This is a genomic window from Gordonia aichiensis, assembly GCF_039946255.1.
Classification (GTDB): Bacteria; Actinomycetota; Actinomycetes; order Mycobacteriales; family Mycobacteriaceae; genus Gordonia; species Gordonia aichiensis_A.
Genome location: NZ_JBCDWL010000014.1, coordinates 1 through 22,746, shown reverse-complemented (window position 1 = coordinate 22,746; position 22,746 = coordinate 1). Strand labels below are relative to the sequence as shown.

Here is a 22,746-nt window from a genome sequence, read left to right as displayed (position 1 = left end):
GTACCTGATCAGCAGGCACTTGTTCGGCCGACCCGCGTTCGGCACAAGAGAATCGCTGCCCTGGCACAACTATCGAGAACTGCCACTGGATTCCCGTCACCGTGGTGCCGCTTCGTGTTGGCACTTATCGACAACTGCGAGTGTGAATCGGTACTCCCCGGGCTTTGGAACGGGGTCCGACAAGCATCACCTCGGAGTGCATCCCAATGCTATCCGGTTGTCGGCATTGCAAATTCTGTCGATGCGGCCCCTGCCTCCGGCCACCTGACAGTCGCGGTCTTGTAGCGCGTGTAGAAGCGCACGCCTTCCTTGCCGTGGACGTGGTGATCGCCGAAGAGTGAACGCTTCCAGCCGCCGAATGAGTGGAACGCCATCGGGACGGGAATCGGCACGTTGATGCCGACCATGCCTGCGCGTGCCTGCGAGATGAACGTTCGCGCGGCACGACCGTCGGCGGTGAACAATGCAGTGCCGTTGCCGAACTCGTGGTCGTTGACCAACTGGAGGGCTTCGTTGAACGAGTTCACGCGCACAATGGCGAGGACGGGGCCGAAGATCTCCTCGCGGTAGATCTTCATCTGAGGCGTGACGTGGTCGAACAGCGACGCGCCGAGGAAGAACCCCTCCTCGCGGATCCCGTTCCGACCATCGACCACGAGCTCGGCGCCTTCGTTCTCGCCAGCCGCCACATACGACATCACTCGCTCGCGATGCTCCGGCGTCACCAACGGGCCCATCTCCACTCTGGGCTCGGTACCGGGCCCGACGCGCAGCTCAGCTATCCGCTCGACCAGCCGCTCGCGGATTGCGCGGGCCACCTCGTCGCCGACGGCGACCACGACGGAGATCGCCATGCACCGTTCGCCCGCCGATCCGAATGCCGAGCCCATCAGCGCGTTCACCGCGTTCTCCACGTCCGCATCGGGCATGACCACGAGATGGTTCTTGGCGCCGCCGAGCGCCTGCACACGCTTGCCGGCCTCCGTCCCGGTTCGATATACGTGCTCGGCGACCGGAGTGGATCCGACGAAGCTGACCGCCTCGACACGCGGATCGGTGATCAGCGTGTCGACCACCTCGCGGCCTCCGTGCACGATGTTGAAGACCCCGTCCGGCAGCCCCGACTCGGTGAGCATCGCCGCCATCTCCATCGCCAGGGTCGGCACCTTCTCCGACGGCTTCAGGACGAAGGTGTTGCCGCATGCCAGCGCCACCGGGAACATCCACATCGGGACCATTGCGGGGAAATTGAACGGCACTACACCGACCACGGGGCCGAGTGGCTTGCGCAGGGACATGCCGTCGACGCCGGTTCCGACGTTCTCGGTGAACTCGCCCTTCATCAGTTCGGGGATGCCGCAGGCGAACTCGACCACTTCGATGCCACGCTGCAGTTCGCCCTTGGCGTCGTCGAGTACCTTGCCGTGCTCGTCGCAGATGATCGCCGCGAGCCGGTCGATGTCGGCGAGCATCTTCTCGCGGAAGGTGAACAGGACTCGTGCTCGGACGTGCGCCGGAGTGACCGCCCACGCGTCGAAGGCACGTGCGGCGGCAGTGACGGCGGCCTCGGCGTCGCCGCGGGAGCCGACCGGTACGCGTTTGGTGACCTCACCGGTGGCCGGGCAGTAGACGTCGGTGGCGTCGGGAGCGTCTGGATCGACGACGCGGCCGTCGATCCAGTGGCCGACGGTATCCATGGCGATGGCAGTGGAAGACATGGGAACTCCTCAGAGGTGGAAGGGAAGAGAAGGGAAGGGAAGAGAAGGGAAGGGAAGAGGAAGGGCTCAGGGTGTGATCGGCGATCAGTAGATGCGGCGGTAGATCTCGCAGATCTCGTCGGCGGTCGGGACCACCGGATTGTTCTGGGGCGACCCGGAAGCCAGCGCCTGCTCGGCCATCGTCGGCAACAGGGCGGACCAGCGCTCGGCGTCGACGTCCAGCGTCCGCGGGGACGGTACGGCGAGGTCGTGATTGAGGCGCCGCAGCTCGTCGACGAAGCGTTCGCCAGCGACTTCGTCGGACACTCCGTCGTCGGCGATACCGTAGGCGCGAGCGCAGTCTGCGTAGCGGGAACGAGCACCGGGAAGCGAGAACTCGGCGACGACCGGGAACAGCATCGCGTTCGAGAGCCCATGGCTGACGTGGAAGTGGGCGCCGAGGGGCCGGCTCATGCCGTGCACCAACGCGACACTCGAGTTGGAGAACGCGATACCGGCCTGCGTGGCCGCCAGCATCATCTGCTCGCGTGCCTGCTCGTTCGACCCGTCGCGGTAGACGCTGCGCAGGCAGGAGGCGATCGTCGAGATCGCGGTGAGTGCGAACCCGTCGCTGAACGGATTGGCCTTGACACTGACGTAGGCCTCCACCGCGTGGGTCAGCGCGTCGATACCGGTGTCGGCGGTGAGCCGCGGCGGCATCGACAGGGTCAGCGTGTAGTCGATGATCGCGGCGGTCGGCAGGAATGCCAGCCCAGGACACAGCATCTTCTCGCCGGTCTCCGAGTCGCTGATGACCGTGAATCGGGTGGCCTCCGAGCCGCTGCCCGCCGTGGTCGGGATGGCCACGAGCGGCAGCATCGGCTGGTCGGTTGATGTCGGTGCCTTGAAGTCTCGCATCGGCCGATCGGTGGTGGTCAGGAGCGCGACGGCCTTGGCCGTGTCGAGTGAGCTGCCGCCACCGAAGCCGACGACTGCGTCGCACCCGTCGGCGCGGGCCATGTCGACGGCCGGACGCAACGAGTCGGTCGTCGGATCGGGGACGACCCGGTCGAAGACGCTGAACTCGATGCCGGCCGACGCCAGCGACTGACCGAGACGTGCGACGGCACCGGTGGAGGTCAGGAATTCGTCGGTTACGATCAGCGGTCGGCGGCAACCGAGGTCAGTCAGGAGTACGGACAGATCGTTCAATGCACCGGCGCCGATCCGCAGGACGCGTGGCAGGGCGATGACGTTGGACATGTGGCGGGCCTCTGGTCGGGTACGGGGTCGGTTGTGACTCTGCCCGACCCCGTGCGACCCGACAACGGCCAAATGCACACACTCCTGTGCGTTTGTGCACGATGGTTCCCACGTCTGCGCCACCTGTCGACCAGCGCAGATCTCCGCAGGTGAGAGGAGGGAAGGGGTTACACGATGATCCCGTACTCCTTTATGTGGTGGTACAGCGTGCTGCGGCTGATGCCCAGATAGTCGGCCGCGTGGGCCTTGTTGCCGTGGTAGATCTCCATCGCTCGCATGATCGCGTCACAGCTGGCCTGCTGCCATGGTGTCATCTGCTTGGTCGTTGCCTTCATCCGTAGTTCGGTCGGTAGGTCGGCGACGTCGATGAGCGTTCCGCGGGAGCGCGCCAGTGAGCGCAGCACCGTCGCAAGCTCTCGATGGTTGCCCGGCCACGAGTACGACTCCAGGATCCGCGTCGCCTGCGGTGTGAACCGGTACCGAACGCCGGGACCGGCGATTTCGTTGAGCGTGCTGAGCAGCTCCGAGCGTTGATCGCGCAGCGTCGGGAGATCCAGACGTGCGTCGAACAGGTCGAGGAGCCGGGCATGGTCGGCGTCGCCGGGGACCGACGTGGCGGCCAAGATTCGCGGCCGCCCGGAGACGAGGAGATTCTCGATGAGGTCGCGTGCTGCTTTCGACAGCAGATCGAGGTTGTCAATGGTGAGCACATCAGGGAACGCCTCGCAGGCCAGGGCGCGCAGCTCGTCCTCGACATCGGCGGGCTCCGCGGTCCGGCCGTCGATCGCGCGCACGGCGAGGCCCGCCGCGACCTGGCTGAGGGCGGTCGTGCGTCCGCTGCCTGGTTCGCCGACGATCACTGAGGAGCCGGTGCCGGCCTGGATGTCGTTGATCCCCTGCTGCACGCGGCTCCGTCGACGTAACGGTGTGGCGGCGCGCGGCACCGCCGGGCGCTGTCGCGTCCGCAGTCGGATCAGTACTGCGTCCGACCCCTCGATCGATTCCATCTCGATCTGGGCGGTCTGCCCGCTGGTCAGCTCGCACTCGGTGCGCGTGGTGCCGTGCACGCCGTCGGCCAGTTGCTGCAACGCCGTGACATCGGAGTCGGACAGGGTGCGGGCCGCAATCGAACTCTGCAGCACCATGGAGTGGGATACGGCCACGACCATCGCCGCCGGGTGACGTGTCGCCTCCTCGAAGGCGCGGATCACCGAGCGGGTGCGACTGCCCGCAGTGTCCTGGATGTTCTGTTCGATCTCGGCGATCGCCGAGTCGATGAACGGCCGCATCAGACTCGACTCAGCTCCGACGACGCTCATGACGTCAAGCACGCCCATCAAGTGTCCGTTGAGCGGGTTGAGGATCGGCCTGCCGTAACAGCTGTAGCCGTGCAGACCCTCCATGAAGTGTTCGTCGCCGCGCACGAACAAGGGGCTCCGTGTCTCGAAGGGGGTCGCCAGCGCGTTGGTGCCCGTGGTGTCCTCGCGCCACACCGCGCCCGGCGTGGCTCCGATCCGCTCGACGACGGCGTCGATCTGTCGGCATCCGTTCACCGTAGTCAGCATTTCGGCTTGGGCACCGACGAGCATCACCGAGAGTCGTTCGCCGTCGATTCCGTTACGAATCCGGTGCAACACCGGCGCAGCTGCGCGAAACAGTCGGCTCGTGGGGTCGATGTCGCCGGCGGTCGGGGGATCCATCGGCTTGGACGGATCGAGACCGTATTGGCGTGACCGCTTCCACGAAGCGTGCAGGAGGCGGCTCGCGCGGCTCGTTGTGAACGACGCCAGCGCGTCTGTGACGTTGTCTTTCATCGGATACGACCTCTCGATCTTCCTCCGGCGCGGGTTGGACGCACGCGTGCTTCAGACGACACCTCTCGAGGAGTGTGAACGCCATCACTTGCAATGGCAATCACAATAGCGGGTGCGGGGGAGGGTCCCGCTCGCAGATTCGGGGTGTACGGATACCGAACAGATAGGTGTGACGCACGACGCAAGACTGAATTGCGTCGCCCTCCCCGGTACTTTCGGCGGACCTGTTCCCCGGGTTCCGCGGCCCGAGCTTCGAGGCGACTTTCCCCGTGCCGGCGGCACTTGAATCGAGAGGATTGTGATGACCTCACTCATCGCCCCGACCCCTGGACTGGGGTTCGACCTGGCGACCAAGAAATACAGTCACTTGATCGACGGGCGGCTCGTCGATGGCGCCACCGACGTCGCAGTGCTCGACCCGGGTACGGCCGAGCAGGTGGCCACCACTCCCGCAGCATCGACCGAGCAATTGGACGACGCGGTCGCGGCTGCACGGCGCGCTCTCCCCGGTTGGGTGGCACTCAGCGTCGACGAGCGCGGAGCGATCCTGCACCGAGTCGCCGACGTGCTCGTCGAGCACCATGAAACGTTGGCGCAGCTGACCACGCTGGAACAGGGCAAGCCGATCGCGCAGGCTCGTGACGACATCAGCTGGTCGATCGATTTCACGCGGTACTTCGCCGACTACCGACTCGAGACCGAAGTCCTGCGTGATGACAAGAACGGGTACGTGGAGCTGCGCAGGCGACCGGTCGGCGTAGTCGGCGCGATCACCCCGTGGAACTTCCCGCTCTTCCAAGCTCTTTACAAGCTGGCTCCGGCCCTGATCGTCGGCAACACGATGGTCCTGAAGCCGTCGCCCACCACGCCGTTGGCGACCTTGCACTTCGCTGAACTGGTGCGCGATGTGATCCCGGTCGGCGTGTTCAACGTGGTCGGCGATGCGGGCGACCTCGGTGCGCACCTCACTTCGCACCCGGGGATCAACAAGGTGTCGTTCACCGGTTCCACCGTCACCGGCCGCCGCGTGATGGAGGCGTGCGGTCCCACGCTCAAGCGACTGACGCTCGAACTCGGTGGCAACGACGCGGCCATCGTGCTCGACGACGCCGACATTGAGAAGACCGCCGAGGGTCTCTGCACCTGGGCGTACGCGAATGGCGGCCAAGTGTGCGTGTCGATAAAGCGGATCTATGCGCCGTCGTCGATCTACGAGCAGTTGGTGGAGGCGCTCGCCCGACGCGCGTCGGAGCTGACCGTCGGGCACGGGCTCGACGAGCAGACGTGCCTTGGCCCGGTGCAGAACGCGACGCAGTTCGAGAAGGCCCGCGCGAGCTTGGCCTTGGCGCACGAGCACGGAACGGTCGTCGTGGGCGGTCAGACGCTCGACCGGCCCGGCTACTACGTCGAGCCGACCCTGGTTCGCGACGTTGACGAGGACAGCCCGCTGATCCGAGAGGAGACGTTCGCTCCGATTCGTTCGGTTCTTCGATACGACGACCTCGACGATGCAATCGCCCGTGCCAACGACACTCCGTACGGGCTCGGCGCGTCCGTGTGGGGCACCGACATCGAGCGAGCCATCACCGTCGCCGGCCGTCTGGATGCCGGCACCTCATGGATCAACCATCACTTCCAGCTGACCCCCGACGTCCCATTCGGCGGTATCAAGCAGTCCGGCCTCGGCGCCGAGTTCGGCCGCATCGGCATCGAAGGGTTCGTCGATGTTCACGTCGTGAACCTCAAGCGGTCCTGACCCACCACCAATCAGCTCTATCCCGAACTGAGCGCACCGGCTTCGCGGTGTGCTCGTCCACCCCACAGAAGGAACTCTCATGAAAACCCTCGCAGCAGTCGTCGTCGAGCCGGGCAAGCCGATCGAGATCGAAGAACTCACCCTGGCCAAGCCGGGCCCGCACGAGGTCCTCATCCAGTACCAGTACGGTGGCCTGTGTCATTCGGACGTGCACATCGCGATCGGTGACACCATCGCCCGGCTGCCGATGGTTCTCGGTCACGAGGGTGCGGGCATCATCCAGGAGGTCGGCCCCGGCGTCACTCGAGTCAAGCCCGGCGACCATGTGATCTGTTCCTTCACCCCGACCTGCGGGCGCTGCAAGTACTGCGCCACCGGACGCCAGTCGGTGTGCGACATGAACGCGGCCATGCTGGAAGGCCACCTCGAGGGTCCGCGCTGGCCGATCAGCGGACCGCGCGGCCAGTACGGCGCGATGTGCACACTCGGCACGTTCAGCCAGTACAACGTCATCAACGAGTACTCGGTTGTGAAGGTCGACGACGACATCCCGCTCGACAAGGCAGTCCTCGTCGGGTGTGGCGTCCCGACGGGTTGGGGCTCGGCCGTCTACGCCGCCGACACTCAGCCCGGCGACATCGTGGTGATCTTCGGTATCGGAGGTATCGGCATCAACGCGGTGCAGGGTGCCAAGCACGCAGGCGCCGAGCACATCATCGTCGTCGACCCGCTCCAGAACAAGCGGGACAAGGCCATCGAGCTGGGCGCGACCCTGGCCTTCGACAATGCGGCCGACGCCAAGGTCGCGGTCGACGAACTGACCAATGGGCAGGGTGCCGAATCGGCGATCATCACCACCGACTTGATCACCGCGGAGCAGGTCAGCGACGGATTCTCGATGATTGGCCGCTGCGGAACCCTGGTGCTCACCGCGCTGAACCGGATCGACGAGATCACCGTCAAGGTTCCCAGCACCGAGATGAGCTACTTCCGCAAGACCATCAAGGGTTCGCTGTTCGGCGACTGCAACCCCACGTATGACATTCCGAAGCTCGTCCGCATGTACGCCGACGGAAAGCTCAAGCTCGATGAGCTGATCACCAAGGAGTACAGCCTCGAGCAGGTCAACGAGGGCTACGACGACCTGCTGTCGGGCAAGAACATCCGCGGAATCATCAAGCACCAGCACTGACCGATTGAGCGGTCGCGCCGCGGCGTCGATCCCGGTCTCTGCGAAAGCGGGGATCGAGGTCGGCGCCGCATGCGCAACCGACCCGAATCCTGTGAGGAATCATCATGACGCTCACTGTGAGCGAACTCGTCGGCGCCGCAGGCGGCGGCGCCCTTGGGGCGGCGCTCGGCGCGCTCGGCGCCTTCTCCCTGATGGGCGTGGTCGTCGTCGTCGCCACGTTGGCGACCACCTTCGGTCCCGACACCGGGCTCGTCGACGGTCTCGCGTTCGGTCCGGTCTTCGGTCCGCACGTGATGTTCGCCAGCGGAGCGGCCGCCGCGGCCTACGCGGCCCACATCCGGCGCCACGAGTCAGGGCGTGACATCGCCAAGCCGCTGATCACCTACGACAGGATGTCGATCCTCGGCGTCGGCGCGGTTTTCGGAGTGCTGGGTCAGTTGCTGGCCCGGGCGGTCGGCAAGATTCCGATCGCGCGCGCTACCGACGGTTCGGAGATCTCGATGGTCGATTCGCTGGCGGTGAGCGTGGTCCTGACTGCACTCATCGCGGCGGCGCTGTGGGCGCGCACCCCCGCTGCCGAACGAATGACTTGGGTGCCGTGGCAGCACCGTGCATCGGCGGTGCTCACCGTCGGCGCGATGGGCGGTGCGATCGCCGGGTCGGTGTTCCTGGCCTGGCCGGAGGACTCGCAGGCAATGGCCGGCCTGTTCCTCTACGGTGCGTCCGCTGTGACACTGCTCGCGCTGGTCTTCGGCGCGGCGGTACCGGTGACCCATCACATCACGCTGCCCGCGGCGATCGCTGCCGGCGTCGCGGCCGCGCACACCGGTGAGGCGACGTGGATCCTGGTCGCGGCGGTGGCTGCCGGCGTCGTCTCCTCGGTCGTCGCCGAGGGATGGGCGCGTCTGGTGTTGGAACGCTGCCGGATGCACCTGGACCCGCCCGCAGTCGCGATCGCGATCATGGCGACGGTGCTCGCGCTGCTCAAGTTGGGGCTCGCCTAGATGGCTCCGGCCCGAACGCTGCACTCCAAGGTCGGCGCAGAGGACCTGCTTGTCCTGCTGGCCGTGGCGCGCAGCGGAACCATCACCGGTGCCGCTGCGCGGCTCGGCGTCGACCACTCCACGGTCAGTCGGCATGTGGCCCGCATGGAGAAGAAGGTCGGGCAGCGCCTGTTCAATCGGTCGTCGAGCGGATGGCAGCTCACCGAGACGGGACGTCGGCTGCGATCCATCGGCGAGCGGATCGAGCAGAGCGTCGACGATGCGGTCCGCGTCGTCGACGCTGACGGCGAGGACGACGTGTGCGGGCCCGTGCGGCTACTCACCCCGGACGCCTTCGGCTCATATCTCGCCCCGCACGCCCTGGCGGCCGCGGTGGCCAGGCACGGGTCCCTCCGTCTGGAACTGCTCACGTCCACCACCCATCTGGACCTGAGCAGCGGCGAATACGACATCGCCGTCTCCCTGGAGCCGCCGCCATCCCGCGCGGTCGTCTCCCGCCGCCTGTGCACCTACTCGCTGGGACTGTTCACCTCGGTCGAGTACGCGGCGACCCACGCTGAGCTCCCCTACGTCGACGACCTGCGAGATCGTCGTCTCGTCTACTACTTGGACGGTCACCTGGACATCGCCACTCTGCGTGTGCTCGATGAGCTCCTGCCCGGGGCGTGCGCGACTGTGCAGTCCAACAGTGTGAGCGCCCAGATCCAAGCGGTCCTCGCCGGTCACGGTATCGGTCTGCTCCCGACATATGCCGCCGCGTTCCATCCGGGACTGATACCGGTCCTGCCCGACAGCGTCGCCGTGGGGCAGCAGTACTGGCTCGTCGTCCCCTCGGCGGTGCAGCGCGCACCGCACATCCGGGTGGTCGCCGACGCCCTCATCGAGCGCCTGTCCGGGCATCTCGAACCCGGCGCACCAGATTCCGTCCCCTTCACACCCCGTCCCTACCCACCAGGAGGATTTCCCACTGATGTCCACTTATGACACTCTTTCGCTCGCCGTCGGAGACGACGGCGTCGCCCTGTTGACCCTGAATCGACCGGACGCGCTCAATGCCTTGAACTCGACGATGATGCGTGAGTTCGCCGAGGCGCTGGACGAGGCGACGCGTGCCGAATCTCAGGTCCTCGTGCTCACCGGAGCCGGCCGAGCCTTCGCTGCGGGCGCCGACATCGCCGAGATGCGCGACCGCACCTTCGGTGACATGACCGACGCCGATCACCTGTCGCTGTGGGAGCGGCTCGCGCAGCTGCGTATTCCCACCATCGGCGCCGTCAACGGCTTCGCGCTCGGCGGCGGCTGCGAGATCGCGATGATGTGCGATGTCCTCATCGCAGGCGAGGGCGCCTCGTTCGGACAGCCGGAGATCGCTCTCGGCATCATCCCCGGCATCGGTGGAACCCAGCGGCTGACTCGGATCGTCGGGAAGGCTCAAGCGATGGACCTGGTGCTCACCGGTCGCCGTATCGATGCTGTGGAAGCTCACCGAGTCGGCCTGGTCAGCCGCGTGGTCCCCGACGCTGACGTCCTCGACGAGGCTTTGAGTGCGGCCCGACAAATCGCGGGCTTCTCCGCGCGCGCGGTGCGCGCCGCCAAGGAGTGCGTGCTGCGCGCGGATCAGACGCCGCTGTCCGAAGGCCTCTTGTTCGAACGACGGTGGTTCCACTCGTTGTTCGCCTTCGCAGACCAGACCGAGGGCATGTCTGCGTTCCTCGACAAGCGGCCGGCGAGGTTCACCGATGACTAACCAGCGTCAACCGAAGAATTCAACAGTCGATTCGTACGCAGCCGCTGCTGAGCAAGCCTGTGATCCGGGTCTATTCTGGCTGTCCGCGGCCCGCGCGATCAGCTGGGTGGACGAGCCGTCCCGACCGTACAGCGAGAACCCGGACGGCACCGTCGACTGGTTCCCGGGAGCAACCGTCAACACGGCCTACAACGCGGTCGACCGGCACGTCGCCGAGGGTAACGGCGACCGCGCCGCACTGATCTACGTCTCTCCGGTGACCGGCCGCGAAGAGACCGTGACCTACCGCGATCTGCTCGAACAGGTCCGCCGGGCGGCCGGCGCGTTGCGCCGCCTGGGAGTGCGCACCGGGGACCGAGTCCTGGTGTATATGCCGATGATCCCGGAAGCCGTCGTCACGATGCTGGCCTGCGCACGACTCGGTGCGGTGCACGCGGTGGTCTTCGGCGGCTTCGGCTCAGCCGAGCTGGCAGTTCGCATCGACGACGCCCGCCCGGTGGTGATCGTGACCGCCACCGGAGGACTTGAGCCAGGCCACACTGTGCCGTACCTTCCGCTGCTCGACGCGGCCCTCGACGAGTCCCGGCACCCCCCCGCGACACGTCGTCGTCGTTGATCGGCCGGAGGTGCCCCCGCCGGCCGATCGGGTGATCATCTGGCCGGTGTACGACTGGGCCGAGCACGACTGGGCGGAACTGATCGCGGTTGCCGAGCCCGTCGATCCGGTTCCGGTCGCGGCGCACGACCCGCTGTACATCCTGTACACATCGGGGACCACCGGGACGCCGAAGGGAATCGTCCGAGACAACGGTGGCCACGCTGTCGCGCTGTCCTGGTGCATGCGGCACGTGTACGGGTGCCAAGCCGGGGATGTGGTCTTCGCAGCCAGCGACATCGGCTGGGTGGTCGGGCATTCGTTCATCGTTTACGGTCCGCTGCTCGTCGGCGCCACGACGGTGCTGTTCGAGGGCAAACCGGTCGGCACCCCCGACGCAGGAGCGTTCTGGGACGTCGTCGAACGCCATCGGGTCGATGTGCTGCTCTCCGCGCCGACCGCGATGCGCGCGGTGCGCCGCGACGACCCGAACGGGGCGCTGCTCGCCGAGCACGACGTGTCGAGTCTGCGCGGGATCTTCCTCGCGGGCGAGCGGCTGGATCCGGACACACAGCGGTGGCTGGGGCAGGTCCAGCCGGCGCCGGTGATCAACAACTGGTGGCAGACCGAGACCGGCTGGCCGGTGGTGTCGAACTTCCTCGGCCTGACGTACTTCGAACCGCGGCCCGGCTCGTCCACCAAGCCGGTGCCAGGCTTCACCGTGGAGATCCTCGGGTCCGACGGGGCAGCGGTCCCGGTGGGCCACGAGGGAGCGGTGTGCCTGCGGCTGCCGTTGCCGCCGGGGACGCTGACCGGAGTGTGGGGCGACGACGAGCGTCTCGCGCGGGCCTACCTCACCGAGCACCCCGGCTTCTACAGCTCCGGCGACGGCGGCTACGTCGACGAGGACGGCTACGTCTACATCCTGGGCCGCACCGATGACGTGATGAACGTTGCCGGGCACCGGATGTCGTCAGGACAGATCGAGGCCGCGATCTCCGAGCATCCGGGTGTGTCCGAGTGCGCGGTGGTCGGAGTCCGCGACGAACTGAAGGGGCAGCGGCCCCACGCGATCCTGGTGCCGGCGATCGACTCCGTCGACGGGGCGGACCAGCTGCGAGCCGAGGTCTCGGCGCTGGTGCGTAGCCGAATCGGACCGATCGCCTCGCTGGCCGGGGTCGAGGTGGTCGGTGCACTACCCAAGACCCGCTCGGGAAAGATCGTCCGCCGCTGCCTGCGGCAACTTCTCGAAGGCGCCGAACTCGAGGTGCCGCCCACCATCGAGAACCCGGCGGCGCTCGACGATCTGGCTCGTGCTCTCGGACCTTCACCGCGCGGATAACGCTGCGGCTCAGCAACTCTCCTTAGGAGGACAACTCTCATGTCTACTTTTCAAGCACTGGTCGCCACCCTCGTCGGCGATTCAGTCCGGCCGGAGTTCACCGACCGCGAGCGGCAACCGCTCGGTGCGGACGAGGTGCGCGTCGACATCAGTCACTCGAGCGTGAACTTCAAGGACGCGCTCGCCTTCACCCCGGGCGGCGGCGTAGTCCGCGACTATCCGATCATCCCCGGCATCGACCTGGCCGGGGTGGTGACCGAATCGACGTCGGCCGACTTCAAGGTCGGCGACCACGTCATCGCCCACGGCTACGACATCGGAACCGCCCGCGATGGCGGATACGCGCAGGAGACGGTGGTCCCGGCCGACTGGACGGTGAAGCTGAACTCCCTGACGCCGCGCGAGGCCGCCACGATTGGCACCGCCGGATTCACCGCCGCGATGAGCGTCGCCGCGATCCTCGACTGGGGCGTGACGCCGGACTCGGGTCCCGTCGTGGTCACCGGGGCCACCGGCGGGGTCGGTTCGGCAAGCATCGACCTGCTGGCCGCGCGTGGCTTCGAGGTGATCGCCGCGTCGGGCAAGCCGGACGCGGCCGACAGTCTGCGTGCGCTCGGCGCCGCCGAGGTGATCGGCCGGCTGCCACTGGACCCCGATGCCAAACCGCGGCCCTTAGGCCGCAGTCGGTGGGCGGCGGCCGTCGACTGCGTCGGCGGTACGGCGTTAGCCGACATTCTGAGCACTACCGACTACGGCGGGGTGGTGACGGCCAGCGGTCTGACCGGCGGCGCCACGCTCGCCACCACCGTCATGCCGTTCATCCTCCGAGGGGTGGGGCTCTTGGGTATCGACTCGGTGCAAATGCCCATCGACCGGCGCCGGGCCCTGTGGCAGCGGATCGAGACGGACCTGCGGCCGCGCAGCCTGGACCGGATCGGGGTCGACGTGCAGATCGGCGACGTACCGACTGTGGTGGATCAGCTGCGTCGTGGAGATTTCACCGGTCGTGCGGTGATCGACATGAGTCGGGGATGGGCATGACCGCGGTCCTGGACCACCCACTACCCGCACCGGCTGCCAGCCAGGTATCAGCCCGTGCGGCGAGGCCCGGCGAATGGCTCGACGGCGAGGGGCCGCTGTGGTGGTACGTCCGCGAGGACGGCGGTCTGTGCCTGGTGCATCGATTCACCACTGCCGACATCAGCGACGACGCACTGGTCGCGTCGTTGTCGCTCCTGGTCGACATCGGCGCGCTGGCCGGTCAAGACGACTTCGAAGCCGCGGCAGTGCACATCATTCTCACCTCGGCACCAACAGCAGTGGAAGCGTGGGACGCGTTCTACCGCAATTCCGTGCGAAATCTGACCGACGGAACTGCGGCGTTCGCACCCATCCACCGCCGAGCCCGATCCTTGGTGACCGGCGGTTCAGTCCTTGAAGTAGGCAGCTGTTTCGGCTTCTTGGCAATCCAGCTCGCGAAAGACGGCCGGACAGTTTCGGCGTGCGACCTCAGCCGAAATGCGGTCACGCTGCTCCGCCGCCAGGCGAGCCGCTGCGGTTTGCCGATCTCGACTAGGCACACGGATGCAACCGCGCTGTCGTACGACGACTCGAGCTTCGACACCGTGACGCTCATCCACCTTCTCGAACACTTGGAAACCGAACAGGCGTTGACTGCGATTCGCGAAGCCCTGCGTGTCGCCCGACGTATGGTCGTCATCGCCGTCCCGTTCGAGGAAACGCCGAGCGTGCACTTCGGTCATCGACAACGCCTGACTGTGGATGCCCTGCATAGGTGGGTGCGACAGGTGCCACACTCTGGTGCGCAGGTCTTCGAAGACCACGGAGGCTGGCTGCTACTGACACCTCCCTGAGCAAGCTCAGGCGGAGCGCCGTGGATTGGTTCCGTCGTTAGACGGTCGTGGTAGGGCGGGTGAACCAGCCCGGGTCGGGTGGAGACGGTGCTGTCCCAAGTGCTCGTCGGGGCGATTCATAGCGTCGGCGATACCAAGGTTCAAGATGCACACCCCGGTACCGATTCGTCGGTGCCGGGGTCCTCTTTTCCATAGACGCATCCGAGAGCTTGTCAACTTTTCCGTGTAAGTCGATCAGGTATTCGATTTATAGGTGATGGTTGATACGGTCTGGATACGCGAGCGAGAGTTGCTCGAGGGCGCGTTTCCAGTTGGTGGTGACCGCGCCTTCGACCAGTCGTCCGGAGGCTCGTCGTTTGGCGGCGGGCAGGCCGCGTTCCTTGGCGCGGTCGCGGGCGCGTTTGTCTTCGATGTTGCAGATCGCCATCCACAGCAGCTTCATCGCGGCCTGATCGTTCGGGAAGTGCCCCCGGTTCTTGGTGACCTTGCGCAGCTGGTAGTTCAACGATTCGATGCTGTTGGTGGTGTAGATGACCCGCCGCAACTCCGGCGGGAACGCCAGGAACGGAATGAACCGCTCCCACGCATCCCGGAACGTCTTGACCGCCGACGGGTACTTGCGACCGAGGTCGGAGTCGGCGAACGCCTCCAACGCCTCGGCAGCGGCCTGTTCGGTCGAGGCCTGATAGATCGGCCGGAGCAATCCGGCGACGGCTTTGCGGTCGCCGTAACCGACGAACCGCATCGACGCCCGGATCAGGTGCACCACACACGTCTGAACGGTCGCCTCCGGCCAGGTCGCCTCCACGGCCTCGGCGAAACCGGTCAGCCCGTCACAGCACACGATCAGGACGTCGGCGACTCCGCGATTGCGTAGCTCGGCGCAGACGGCGGCCCAGAACTTGGCGCCCTCGGTCTGCTGAATCCAGATCCCCAGGACGTGCTTGACGCCCTCCATATCGACACCGACCGCAATGTGGGCGGCCTTGTTGCGCACGTGCCCGCCATCGCGGATCTTGACGATGATCGCATCGAGGTAGATCACCGGATACAGCGCCTCGAGGTCGCGGGTCTGCCATTTGGCGACCTCGTCGGCGACCTCCTCGGTGACCTTCGAAATCGTCTCGTGAGACAGGTCGGTGCCGATCGTCGAGGCGAGATGGTGCTGAATGTCGCGGATCGTCATGCCGCCGGCGTACAGCGAGACGATCATCGCATCCAGTCCGTCGAGGCGGCGTTGGCCTTTGCGGACCAGCATCGGCGTGAAGCTGCCATCCCGGTCCCGCGGCACCGACAACGCCACATCGCCGATCTCGGTCGCCACGGTCTTGGCGGCGTATCCGTTGCGGGAGTTCGGAAACGACGCCGCATCCGGATCCCCGGCCTCGTACCCGAGGTGCTCGGTCAGCTCGGCATTCAGGCCTCGTTCGAGGGTTGCTTTGAGAAGCGAGTTCAGCAGGCCGTCCTGCCCGCCGACCGGCTCGCCGGCATCGATGCGCGCGAACACCTCATCGAGTGCCCCTGAGGCGATCAGTTCGTTGGCCATCTCGGTCTGCCGACGGCGTTGCTCCGCACGCGAATCATCCACGCTCACATCATGATTGACAGTCACTACAGCGGTTCCCTTCAGGGTTGAACCTCACCGCTTACACAGACCATCTGACACGCCCGCATCCGAATTGATTCCCTCGAATCTGCCAAAGCCGCATTCCATCAATCACGCCACTCGCGGCCTCGATGTCTCAGTGCTCGGCTCGACTGTGGTGCGTAAAGACAGTGCACCTCAATCGAGACGACGACAGATGCGCACAACAGCACTGGATCGACGCTTCGCTGCACGGGTGGGGCCCTCCACCGGCAGAGGAGTGCCGACCAGACCGAACTCGCACGACGCTACGACGAACGTTATCTGCGCTATGGGTACAAGCCGATGACGACGGGGCGAGAAGTTCGGTTCCGCGGGCCGGCCAAGCTGACCGTGCGAAGTCGCCAATACGCTGCCCTAACACGCCATTCTCGATGCTCGGTCCGAGGGATTTGCCGACGACCGGCTGCAACGGTCCATGCGGGTGCAGGGGTCCTGCACAATCCCGGATAGCTTCGAACCAAATGTTCGTCAGCGCCATCCCCTACGGCACAACGGAGTGGCTCAGCGACTACTACCGCCGCAATGCCGTCGAGACGACCAACAGCCAGCTCCACAACGACCAGCCGCTAGAACGTGGCTACACACGAGTGTTCGGCCACGTCAAAACAGCATTCCTGCTCGGGTTCACGATCTTCGCCCACAATCAGTCGTGCATCGTGAATCACTTCCACAAAGCTGGGCAAGACGTCCCGCAGGCCTACGCGATCACGCATCAACCGCTGGACCGCCCATGTGAGGCGCCCAGCAAAGCCAAGCGCCGCGCATCACCCAGCGGGTGACGAGCCGCAATCGCGCTTTCAGATACATTCCAGACCCCACTCCGCTGCACCCTCCGCGATCTCGCGTGCCGAAACCCCGCCAGCGAGACTGTCGTGGAGTCATCAGGGTCCAAGACGGGCGCTCACGTGGGTCCGCGACCGTCCTCTGCCACCGGCCCCGCCCCACCAGGAACGAAAAACCCCAGGCGAACCCACGCCTAAGGCTTTTCCAAATCCGAACCAAGGCCATATCTAAATATGCCAGCACGGCATATTTGGAAAAGTACCTGACCACGGGCTTGATGATCGGTTAAACGAGCTTTGGCACACCGCAGATTCCGCTATGGCACAGACGAAGAAGTTTCTGATTCAACGGGACGCATCGGCTCATCAGGCGATAACAGGTCGAGCGCCTCATCGAGAAGCGCATCCACGACCGTCCCCGCCACCTCGTCGAACGACACAAGTCGACTCCGGCGGGGCCGTTCAACCAGAGTGCGAACTCGGGGGCAGTCAAGACACGGCGGTGTCAACTCGTGGAAGCAACGTTGTCCTTCAGTAGGCGTTCGAAGACTTCCCTCGGAGTGTAGAAACCCAGGCACTGACGTGGTCGCTCATTGAGCTCGCGGGCGATGGCTTCCAGATAGAGCTGATCAGACGGGATCTCGGTGCCCTTCGGCAAGTATTCGCGGATCAGACCGTTGGTGTTCTCGTTGGTGGGTCGCTCCCACGGCGAACGCGGATGAGCGAAGTAGATCGGCAACTCGGCAGCCACGGTGACGCTGGCATGCTCGGCCATCTCGGTACCCTGATCCCACGTCAGGCCTTGCCGCATGAACTCCGGCAGTCCCCGCAGGTGATCGATCAGCACATCAGCGACCCCGGGTGCCTTCTTCCCGTCCGGCAGACCCAGGAGCAGCGTGTACCGGCTCGTGCGCTCCACCAGGGTCACCGCCGCGGACCGGCCGGCCTTCCCGACGATCAGATCCCCTTCCCACCAGCCCGGCACCCGCCGATCAGACGCCGTCTCGGGACGGTCATCGATACTGACCATGCCCACAATCCGCGCCGACCGCTCACCGACCGACTTGCGAGGTTTACGCGCGGTGCGCTTGGACTGCAACATGATGCCCTGAGCAGCCAACTCTCCCTTCGGGAGGGCATAGATCCACCGATAGATCGACTCATGCGAAACCAGGCGCCCCTGCGCGTTCGGTGAACCCGTCATGGGATCCACTGTGGGGTCTTCGACCTCGAGCTTCAACCTCCCGGCGATCTGGCGCGGCGTCCGCGACCTGCGCAGGTCTGACCGCACCCGGTCGGCGAGCACAGAGTCAGCATCGATCGCCCGCATCTGTGGGCGGGCCCGTCGTGCGTTGGCTTGCTTGTCGGCGTGCACGACCCGATAGGTGCCCGCCTCGGTGGCGTTGCGTTTGATCTCCCGCGACACCACCGACTTGTCCCGCCCGATCTGCTCGGCGATCGCCGTGACCGTCATCCCCGCCCGCCGACCAACCGCGATCTCCGTTCGATCCGCCAACGTCAGCATCATCCGCCCCAGCCCCACCCAGGTCTCCCACCGTGCTACCCGCAACCCCTCATGGCCTGCGATGTTGCTACGACGCTATGACACCGCCAGGTTCAGGGGTCCAGTCCGCGCCGACCGCGCAACCTCACCGATCCGGTGCCCCAACACTCCCTACTCGATGCGCGGCTCCCTAGACCGCCCCACCACCAACTGCGACGACCCCTGCGGCTGCCGAGGCACCGTGATCATCCCCCACAGCCACCTCTCCAACATTCGACAACGACAACCGTACGGAACAACCAAGTGGTACGCGGACTATCATCGGCGAAACGCTGTCGAAAGCGCCAACAGTCAACTACGTAACGACCAGGCCCTCGAACGCGGCTACACACGAGTCTTCGGTCGCCTGAAGAACGCCTTCCTGCTCGGATTCACAATCTTCGCCCACAACCAAGCCTGCATCCTCAACCACTTCCACCTACGTGGGCAGGACGTCCCCGACACCTTCCGCCTCACCCACAGACCGCTCGCGCCTCAACACGCATGGAACAGCGGTCAACGAGGCTCATCAGACGGCTAGTCCGCCAGATCACAACGTCTGCTGCCAAAGCGCTGCGCCAGCGTCTCCCACGGAGGCCATCAACCCTTCGTCCCCATCGAAGTCCGCGGGCGATTTCTACGGAAAGGGAGGGTTCGACCGAAGTCAGCGCGGCCCCTGAGCACGAACAAGTCCCAGACGAACCAACGTCTGGGACTTATCCAAATCTAGCGCTGAGACATATCCAAATACGCCATTTGTGGAGCCTAGGAGATTCGAACTCCTGACATCTGCCTTGCAAAGGCAATCGGGACCGCAGGTCAGCACGTCGAAACCAGTTCCACCAGGCGAAACAGATGATTCTCACTCACCCTAAATCACTCAGTTTCAGGACCACGTGTTGCCATCTTGTTGCCACGGAGAAGGCCCCGGCGACTCGGGGGTGAGTGCCGGGGCCTCGGATGAACCTATCAGTCGACGGGCGAGGTCACCGGGCCTTGCGCCGATACCGGTTCAGGACGAACAGCTCTGCCAGCGTCCAGCCGGTGAACCCGCCCCGAACCGACTCCGAGTACGGTCCTGCCGATCGGTCGCCGGCCAACTGTCCGGGATTGGTCATCAGCCTTGCGGATGCGGTGGTGATCACTGCGCCGACGTCATCGTAGGGTCCGTCGTCGTCGAATCCTCGGCCTCGGGTGTACGCCCGTGCCATCGCCTCCACGATCGGGATGTGCTGCTCGGCGAGGGACACCGCAGTCGGGTCGGTGGCCTTGCCGAGGAACGCAGCAACATCTACGCCTTCGACGATCACGGCGTCGCGGTCAGGACGGAGACGGCTTCGGGATGCAGCAGACCGAGGTCGTAGCGGCAGGTGACGCGCAGACCAACCTGATCGTATTCGGCATACCGCTCGTTCAAGACGGTCACCGACGGGGAGGTGTCGCGGGCGATCGCCACGGTCGACATGTCTGCGAGTACCGCGGTGCCGGCGGCGAGCTTGTTCGTCACCGTGGCCGGGATACCGAACAGGGTGGTCCCGGATTGCTTCGACGGGTCGGGCTGCAGCAGGTACCGCTTGGAGCTGGTCGCCTCCTTGAGCTTGCGCAGCGCAGCGAAGTCGGCACCGGACAGGAACCACCGGTTGGGGCTGATCTCCTTGGCGTTGAGGGCGGCGATGGCGTCGAGGAGGCTGTCGGGGTCGGCGACGTCGAGTTCCCCGGTCGTGACGCCGGTCTGCTTGGTGATGCCGGTGATCGCGTCGGAGGTACCGGTGCCCTGCAGCAGACTGTCGTCGAGGAGGTCGGAGACGTCCTTGACCAGACGGGACTTGAGAACCGAATCGATGCCGATCACCGACTGTCGGACCAGCTCCGAAGTGAATCGCATGATCGTCTTGATCGACTTGCGCTCATTGGGCATGAGGGTGATCTCGTCGAAGGCGACGTCGGCGGTATCGGGGATCAGTCCGCCTTCGGCGACGAAGCCGGGAGTCGAGCCGGAGACGAGCTTCGGGATACGGAGTTCGCGTGCGGTGTCGAAGATACGCGGCCCGGAGCCGAGGACTACCGAGGCGGCTTCGAGGGGCTGGACGAGCAGCGAAGAGACCTGTTGGGCGAGCAGGGTGGGGTTGGTGACGGTCGTTTCGACCATGATGTTTGCCTCCTGGCAGTAGATGATTCGGGATCGTCGCCGCCAGGACGAGATGAAGGGGCGCATACCAGATGCACCCCTTCATCGTCTCACATAGTGAGAATGATTGTCAGTTGCCGCTGTAGACGATCACGGTGTGTTCGAGGTCTTCCAGCTTGGCGATGACCTCGTTCAGCCTGTTCATCAGTTGCTCGAACTGGAACTCATTCATGGTGTTCACCTCCCTCCGAGGAGTCCGAGGAGGTTGACTTCCCCTGCCGTCGAGGTTGCTCCTTGTCCGACGTCGCCGATCGGCCGGCGTGCAGCCAGGTGCGGCTTACGGGCGAGGAGCTCGTCGATCGCTTCCCGGAGGTGGGAACCGTCCTCGTCGAGGTGGTCGTCGGCGTAGTCGAGGTCGGTAGGGTCCTGCAGCCTGCCGTCGGCGGCGACCAAGGCGCGGTGCAGGCGGTGAGCGAGTTCGTCGGCGTGCTGCGCCCGCTGACGGTACCGTCCGTTCTCCTGCCTCAGTTTCTCCACGTACTCGCGTGGGAACGTGTCAGGCTCCTCGCCGGTGCCCTGATCTTGAATCACGTCATCGGGGTCACGCTGTTCTTCCAGGACTTCCTGCTCTTCGGTCATCTGATCCCCTTCTCGCGTGCTGTCTTCCATGTCTCTCTAATCCCTTCTCTCAGAACAGGTCTCGGACTGCAGGTGCAGCCCTTGTGATGTTGGAACGGATGCTCTGCAGGCCAGACGCGGCCTTCACGCCACCACCATTCGCAGAGCTGGCAGGCGTTCGCCGACTTCTCCCTGATCCATCCCTTGGTGAGGCCGGAGCGGACCATTGCATCGGTGGCGGCCTCGGCGGCAGCTTCCAAAGGCTCCGAGCGTGCCAGGCGTGCGACGATCGCCTCCGGCACCTCCGATGCCTCGGCGACCGTCAGTACGGTGTCCGCGGCCTTCGTCAGGCGAGGAACATCATCTGGATACGGCACACCCGAGACCGGTAGCGGTTCCTGTAGTTCGATCATCATCTGTGCTGCCATCGCCATATCGGCCAGTGATCTGGCTCGTCCGTTGGCTTCGGCGATCAGGTGGGCGATGATGCGGACGGTTTCCTCTCGGTCGAGGAGTCCTTCCAGGTATGAGTGGTAGGCGGCGAGGATCGTCTGCTCCGATTCCGCTGCCAAGGCCTGCAGCGTGTCCCGGTAGGCCATCAGTTCACCAGCTTGGACAGGTCGACCGCGGCCGAGTCGAGAGACGCTGTTCGGCGGGCCTGCCTGATCTTGGTGATCTCGTCGTCGCCGTACCCGAGGCGTTGCAGTGCGTAATCGGCCGGCAACAGCCCGGATGAGTACAGTTTGACGATCGCGTCGGCTTCCTGCCCGATGGAGCGGGTCGCCGGATCAGCCCACACGATTCGAGGTTCCACACGATGCGGATCAGCGCCGTCCCGGACTGCGACGATCAGGCGGGCGATCTGCTCCCAGGCCCGACCGAAGACTTGCTGACGGGCCTGCGCCCTGGCGGTCAGGGAAGCCTCGGCAGCCCGGAGAGCATCAGCCGAAGGTGGAGTCGCCGTCAACTGTCCGATGTAGTGCGAGGGCAGCGCCGATACTGCCATGATCTGCCCGAGGAGAATCCGTACCGCAGCCTCATAGCCTCCGAGGTCCGCGGAAGCCAGTTGCCCGAACTTCGAGTCGGGGTTCTCCGAGACCATCGCCCGGTTGCCCTCCGGGATCGGATTGGTCACGTTCCCTTCTTCGTCTTCTTCCAACTCGATGCCGGTGGCCCAACGTCGAGGCCTACCAACGTATTCCGAGGTCGTCAGCATGTCCGTCAAGGTCTTGTTCAGGGCGTCGACCAACGGTTTCAAATCTTCGATTTCGGATACGCCGTCGTCGAGGAGGCGATCGGAGTTCGTGAGGCGCACGACCGGGACGACTCCCAACGGATTCGCCAGCGTCTCCACGACCTTGAAGCCCGCGGTCGTCGCGCCGGTCTGCTCGGCCCGTAGACGAACGATCTCGTTCGGCCCGTACCAGACAGCCTCGGTCGTCGTCTCGGTCTCCCACTTCTTGAGTGCTGCGATGATCTGGCGGGTACCGGGATCGGCGATCACCGAGACCTGCCGTGCCGATTCGATCGTCACCTTCGGCCGGCCAAACCTGTCTGCCCACACGATCGCGTACGAGGCACCCAGGAGAAGGGCTTCCCGATGGGCGATCGTCGACGTCTGATCCAGATCGTTGAGCATCCAGTCGTCCCAGACGTCGACGCCGGCGAAACCCGTGACTCGAAGGCGTTCAGTCAGGGAGGTGATCGCCAGGCGGGGAATGTTCGAGGCCATCCGGCCGAAGC

At 65.4% G+C, this 22,746-nt stretch carries 18 protein-coding genes, 1 tRNA gene and 1 pseudogene; 9 read left to right on the top strand and 11 right to left on the bottom strand.

Going from position 1 to position 22,746, the window contains the following annotated elements; genetic code table 11:
- Positions 1 to 209: 209 nt before the first annotated feature.
- From AAFO60_RS15425 to AAFO60_RS15415, 3 genes are all read right to left on the bottom strand, one after another.
- Positions 210 to 1,718: a CoA-acylating methylmalonate-semialdehyde dehydrogenase gene (locus AAFO60_RS15425; protein WP_432211718.1), complete on the bottom strand. Its 1,509-nt coding sequence runs from the start codon at positions 1,716 to 1,718 to the stop codon at positions 210 to 212.
- An 84-nt stretch (positions 1,719 to 1,802) separates the two neighbouring features.
- On the bottom strand, positions 1,803 to 2,960 hold the full coding sequence (locus AAFO60_RS15420; RefSeq protein WP_347957104.1) for an iron-containing alcohol dehydrogenase: 1,158 nt from the start codon (positions 2,958 to 2,960) through the stop codon (positions 1,803 to 1,805).
- A gap of 167 nt (positions 2,961 to 3,127) precedes the next feature.
- Positions 3,128 to 4,774 (bottom strand): sigma-54-dependent Fis family transcriptional regulator, encoded by a 1,647-nt coding sequence (locus AAFO60_RS15415; RefSeq protein ID WP_347957103.1) that lies wholly within the window; start codon positions 4,772 to 4,774, stop codon positions 3,128 to 3,130.
- A gap of 301 nt (positions 4,775 to 5,075) precedes the next feature.
- On the opposite strand from AAFO60_RS15415, the gene AAFO60_RS15410 reads away from it, so the two are divergent.
- The 8 genes and pseudogenes from AAFO60_RS15410 to mftM all read left to right on the top strand — a co-directional run bounded on the left by AAFO60_RS15410 (position 5,076) and on the right by mftM (position 14,284).
- Positions 5,076 to 6,530: an aldehyde dehydrogenase family protein gene (locus AAFO60_RS15410; protein WP_347957102.1), complete on the top strand. Its 1,455-nt coding sequence runs from the start codon at positions 5,076 to 5,078 to the stop codon at positions 6,528 to 6,530.
- 79 nt (positions 6,531 to 6,609) lie between these two features.
- On the top strand, positions 6,610 to 7,722 hold the full coding sequence (locus AAFO60_RS15405; protein ID WP_347957101.1) for an NDMA-dependent alcohol dehydrogenase: 1,113 nt from the start codon (positions 6,610 to 6,612) through the stop codon (positions 7,720 to 7,722).
- A gap of 104 nt (positions 7,723 to 7,826) precedes the next feature.
- The gene (locus AAFO60_RS15400) at positions 7,827 to 8,726 is read left to right on the top strand and encodes a hypothetical protein (protein ID WP_347957100.1); all 900 of its coding nucleotides are present in this window, start codon (positions 7,827 to 7,829) and stop codon (positions 8,724 to 8,726) included.
- Positions 8,727 to 9,710 (top strand): LysR family transcriptional regulator, encoded by a 984-nt coding sequence (locus tag AAFO60_RS15395; RefSeq protein ID WP_347957099.1) that lies wholly within the window; start codon positions 8,727 to 8,729, stop codon positions 9,708 to 9,710.
- Entirely contained in the window at positions 9,697 to 10,473 is a 777-nt protein-coding gene (locus AAFO60_RS15390; RefSeq protein ID WP_347957098.1) for an enoyl-CoA hydratase-related protein, read from the top strand. Before AAFO60_RS15395 ends, AAFO60_RS15390 begins: the two co-directional genes overlap by 14 nt.
- Positions 10,466 to 12,410: pseudogene (locus AAFO60_RS15385) on the top strand (AMP-binding protein). Before AAFO60_RS15390 ends, AAFO60_RS15385 begins: the two are co-directional and overlap by 8 nt.
- A 39-nt stretch (positions 12,411 to 12,449) precedes the next feature.
- Positions 12,450 to 13,451 carry an acryloyl-CoA reductase gene (locus AAFO60_RS15380; RefSeq protein WP_347957097.1) on the top strand — a complete coding sequence of 334 codons (1,002 nt, stop codon included), beginning with the start codon at positions 12,450 to 12,452 and terminating at the stop codon, positions 13,449 to 13,451.
- Complete coding sequence (mftM, locus tag AAFO60_RS15375; protein ID WP_347957096.1) at positions 13,448 to 14,284, top strand: mycofactocin oligosaccharide methyltransferase MftM; 837 nt, start codon at positions 13,448 to 13,450, stop codon at positions 14,282 to 14,284. Before AAFO60_RS15380 ends, mftM begins: the two co-directional genes overlap by 4 nt.
- 247 nt (positions 14,285 to 14,531) lie before the next feature.
- Here the strand turns inward: mftM and AAFO60_RS15370 are convergent, their stop codons facing one another.
- Positions 14,532 to 15,830, bottom strand: a complete 1,299-nt coding sequence (locus tag AAFO60_RS15370) for an IS256 family transposase (protein WP_347957178.1) — start codon at positions 15,828 to 15,830, stop codon at positions 14,532 to 14,534.
- Between the two features lie 563 nt (positions 15,831 to 16,393).
- On the opposite strand from AAFO60_RS15370, the gene AAFO60_RS15365 reads away from it, so the two are divergent.
- Positions 16,394 to 16,711 (top strand): hypothetical protein, encoded by a 318-nt coding sequence (locus tag AAFO60_RS15365; RefSeq protein WP_347957095.1) that lies wholly within the window; start codon positions 16,394 to 16,396, stop codon positions 16,709 to 16,711.
- 508 nt (positions 16,712 to 17,219) lie between these two features.
- Here the strand turns inward: AAFO60_RS15365 and AAFO60_RS15360 are convergent.
- The 7 genes from AAFO60_RS15360 to AAFO60_RS15330 form a co-directional block, all read right to left on the bottom strand.
- Positions 17,220 to 18,239 (bottom strand): IS30 family transposase, encoded by a 1,020-nt coding sequence (locus AAFO60_RS15360; RefSeq protein ID WP_432211719.1) that lies wholly within the window; start codon positions 18,237 to 18,239, stop codon positions 17,220 to 17,222.
- A 777-nt stretch (positions 18,240 to 19,016) separates the two neighbouring features.
- Positions 19,017 to 19,105, bottom strand: a tRNA-Ala gene (locus tag AAFO60_RS15355).
- A 138-nt stretch (positions 19,106 to 19,243) separates the two neighbouring features.
- Positions 19,244 to 19,567: a hypothetical protein gene (locus tag AAFO60_RS15350; protein ID WP_347957093.1), complete on the bottom strand. Its 324-nt coding sequence runs from the start codon at positions 19,565 to 19,567 to the stop codon at positions 19,244 to 19,246.
- On the bottom strand, positions 19,564 to 20,406 hold the full coding sequence (locus tag AAFO60_RS15345) for a phage major capsid protein (protein ID WP_347957092.1): 843 nt from the start codon (positions 20,404 to 20,406) through the stop codon (positions 19,564 to 19,566). The genes AAFO60_RS15350 and AAFO60_RS15345 overlap by 4 nt, the downstream gene beginning before the upstream one ends.
- A gap of 216 nt (positions 20,407 to 20,622) precedes the next feature.
- Positions 20,623 to 21,024 (bottom strand): hypothetical protein, encoded by a 402-nt coding sequence (locus tag AAFO60_RS15340; protein ID WP_347957091.1) that lies wholly within the window; start codon positions 21,022 to 21,024, stop codon positions 20,623 to 20,625.
- Positions 21,021 to 21,602, bottom strand: a complete 582-nt coding sequence (locus AAFO60_RS15335) for a hypothetical protein (RefSeq protein WP_347957090.1) — start codon at positions 21,600 to 21,602, stop codon at positions 21,021 to 21,023. The genes AAFO60_RS15340 and AAFO60_RS15335 overlap by 4 nt, the downstream gene beginning before the upstream one ends.
- The coding region (locus AAFO60_RS15330) for a phage portal protein (protein WP_347957089.1) at positions 21,602 to 22,746 on the bottom strand (1,145 nt) is incomplete at its 5' end. The genes AAFO60_RS15330 and AAFO60_RS15335, both read right to left, overlap by 1 nt.

Excerpts from the sequence above, each read along its gene's own strand:
- AAFO60_RS15425 (WP_432211718.1), bottom strand. The coding sequence starts at position 1,718 with ATGTCTTCCACTGCCATCGCCATGGATACCGTCGGCCACTGGATCGAC.
- AAFO60_RS15420 (WP_347957104.1), bottom strand. The coding sequence starts at position 2,960 with ATGTCCAACGTCATCGCCCTGCCACGCGTCCTGCGGATCGGCGCCGGT.
- AAFO60_RS15415 (WP_347957103.1), bottom strand. The coding sequence starts at position 4,774 with ATGAAAGACAACGTCACAGACGCGCTGGCGTCGTTCACAACGAGCCGC.
- AAFO60_RS15410 (WP_347957102.1), top strand. The coding sequence starts at position 5,076 with ATGACCTCACTCATCGCCCCGACCCCTGGACTGGGGTTCGACCTGGCG.
- AAFO60_RS15405 (WP_347957101.1), top strand. The coding sequence starts at position 6,610 with ATGAAAACCCTCGCAGCAGTCGTCGTCGAGCCGGGCAAGCCGATCGAG.
- AAFO60_RS15400 (WP_347957100.1), top strand. The coding sequence starts at position 7,827 with ATGACGCTCACTGTGAGCGAACTCGTCGGCGCCGCAGGCGGCGGCGCC.
- AAFO60_RS15395 (WP_347957099.1), top strand. The coding sequence starts at position 8,727 with ATGGCTCCGGCCCGAACGCTGCACTCCAAGGTCGGCGCAGAGGACCTG.
- AAFO60_RS15390 (WP_347957098.1), top strand. The coding sequence starts at position 9,697 with ATGTCCACTTATGACACTCTTTCGCTCGCCGTCGGAGACGACGGCGTC.
- AAFO60_RS15380 (WP_347957097.1), top strand. The coding sequence starts at position 12,450 with ATGTCTACTTTTCAAGCACTGGTCGCCACCCTCGTCGGCGATTCAGTC.
- mftM (WP_347957096.1), top strand. The coding sequence starts at position 13,448 with ATGACCGCGGTCCTGGACCACCCACTACCCGCACCGGCTGCCAGCCAG.
- AAFO60_RS15370 (WP_347957178.1), bottom strand. The coding sequence starts at position 15,830 with ATGGCCAACGAACTGATCGCCTCAGGGGCACTCGATGAGGTGTTCGCG.
- AAFO60_RS15365 (WP_347957095.1), top strand. The coding sequence starts at position 16,394 with ATGTTCGTCAGCGCCATCCCCTACGGCACAACGGAGTGGCTCAGCGAC.
- AAFO60_RS15360 (WP_432211719.1), bottom strand. The coding sequence starts at position 18,239 with ATGCTGACGTTGGCGGATCGAACGGAGATCGCGGTTGGTCGGCGGGCG.
- AAFO60_RS15345 (WP_347957092.1), bottom strand. The coding sequence starts at position 20,406 with ATGGTCGAAACGACCGTCACCAACCCCACCCTGCTCGCCCAACAGGTC.
- AAFO60_RS15340 (WP_347957091.1), bottom strand. The coding sequence starts at position 21,024 with ATGACCGAAGAGCAGGAAGTCCTGGAAGAACAGCGTGACCCCGATGAC.
- AAFO60_RS15335 (WP_347957090.1), bottom strand. The coding sequence starts at position 21,602 with ATGGCCTACCGGGACACGCTGCAGGCCTTGGCAGCGGAATCGGAGCAG.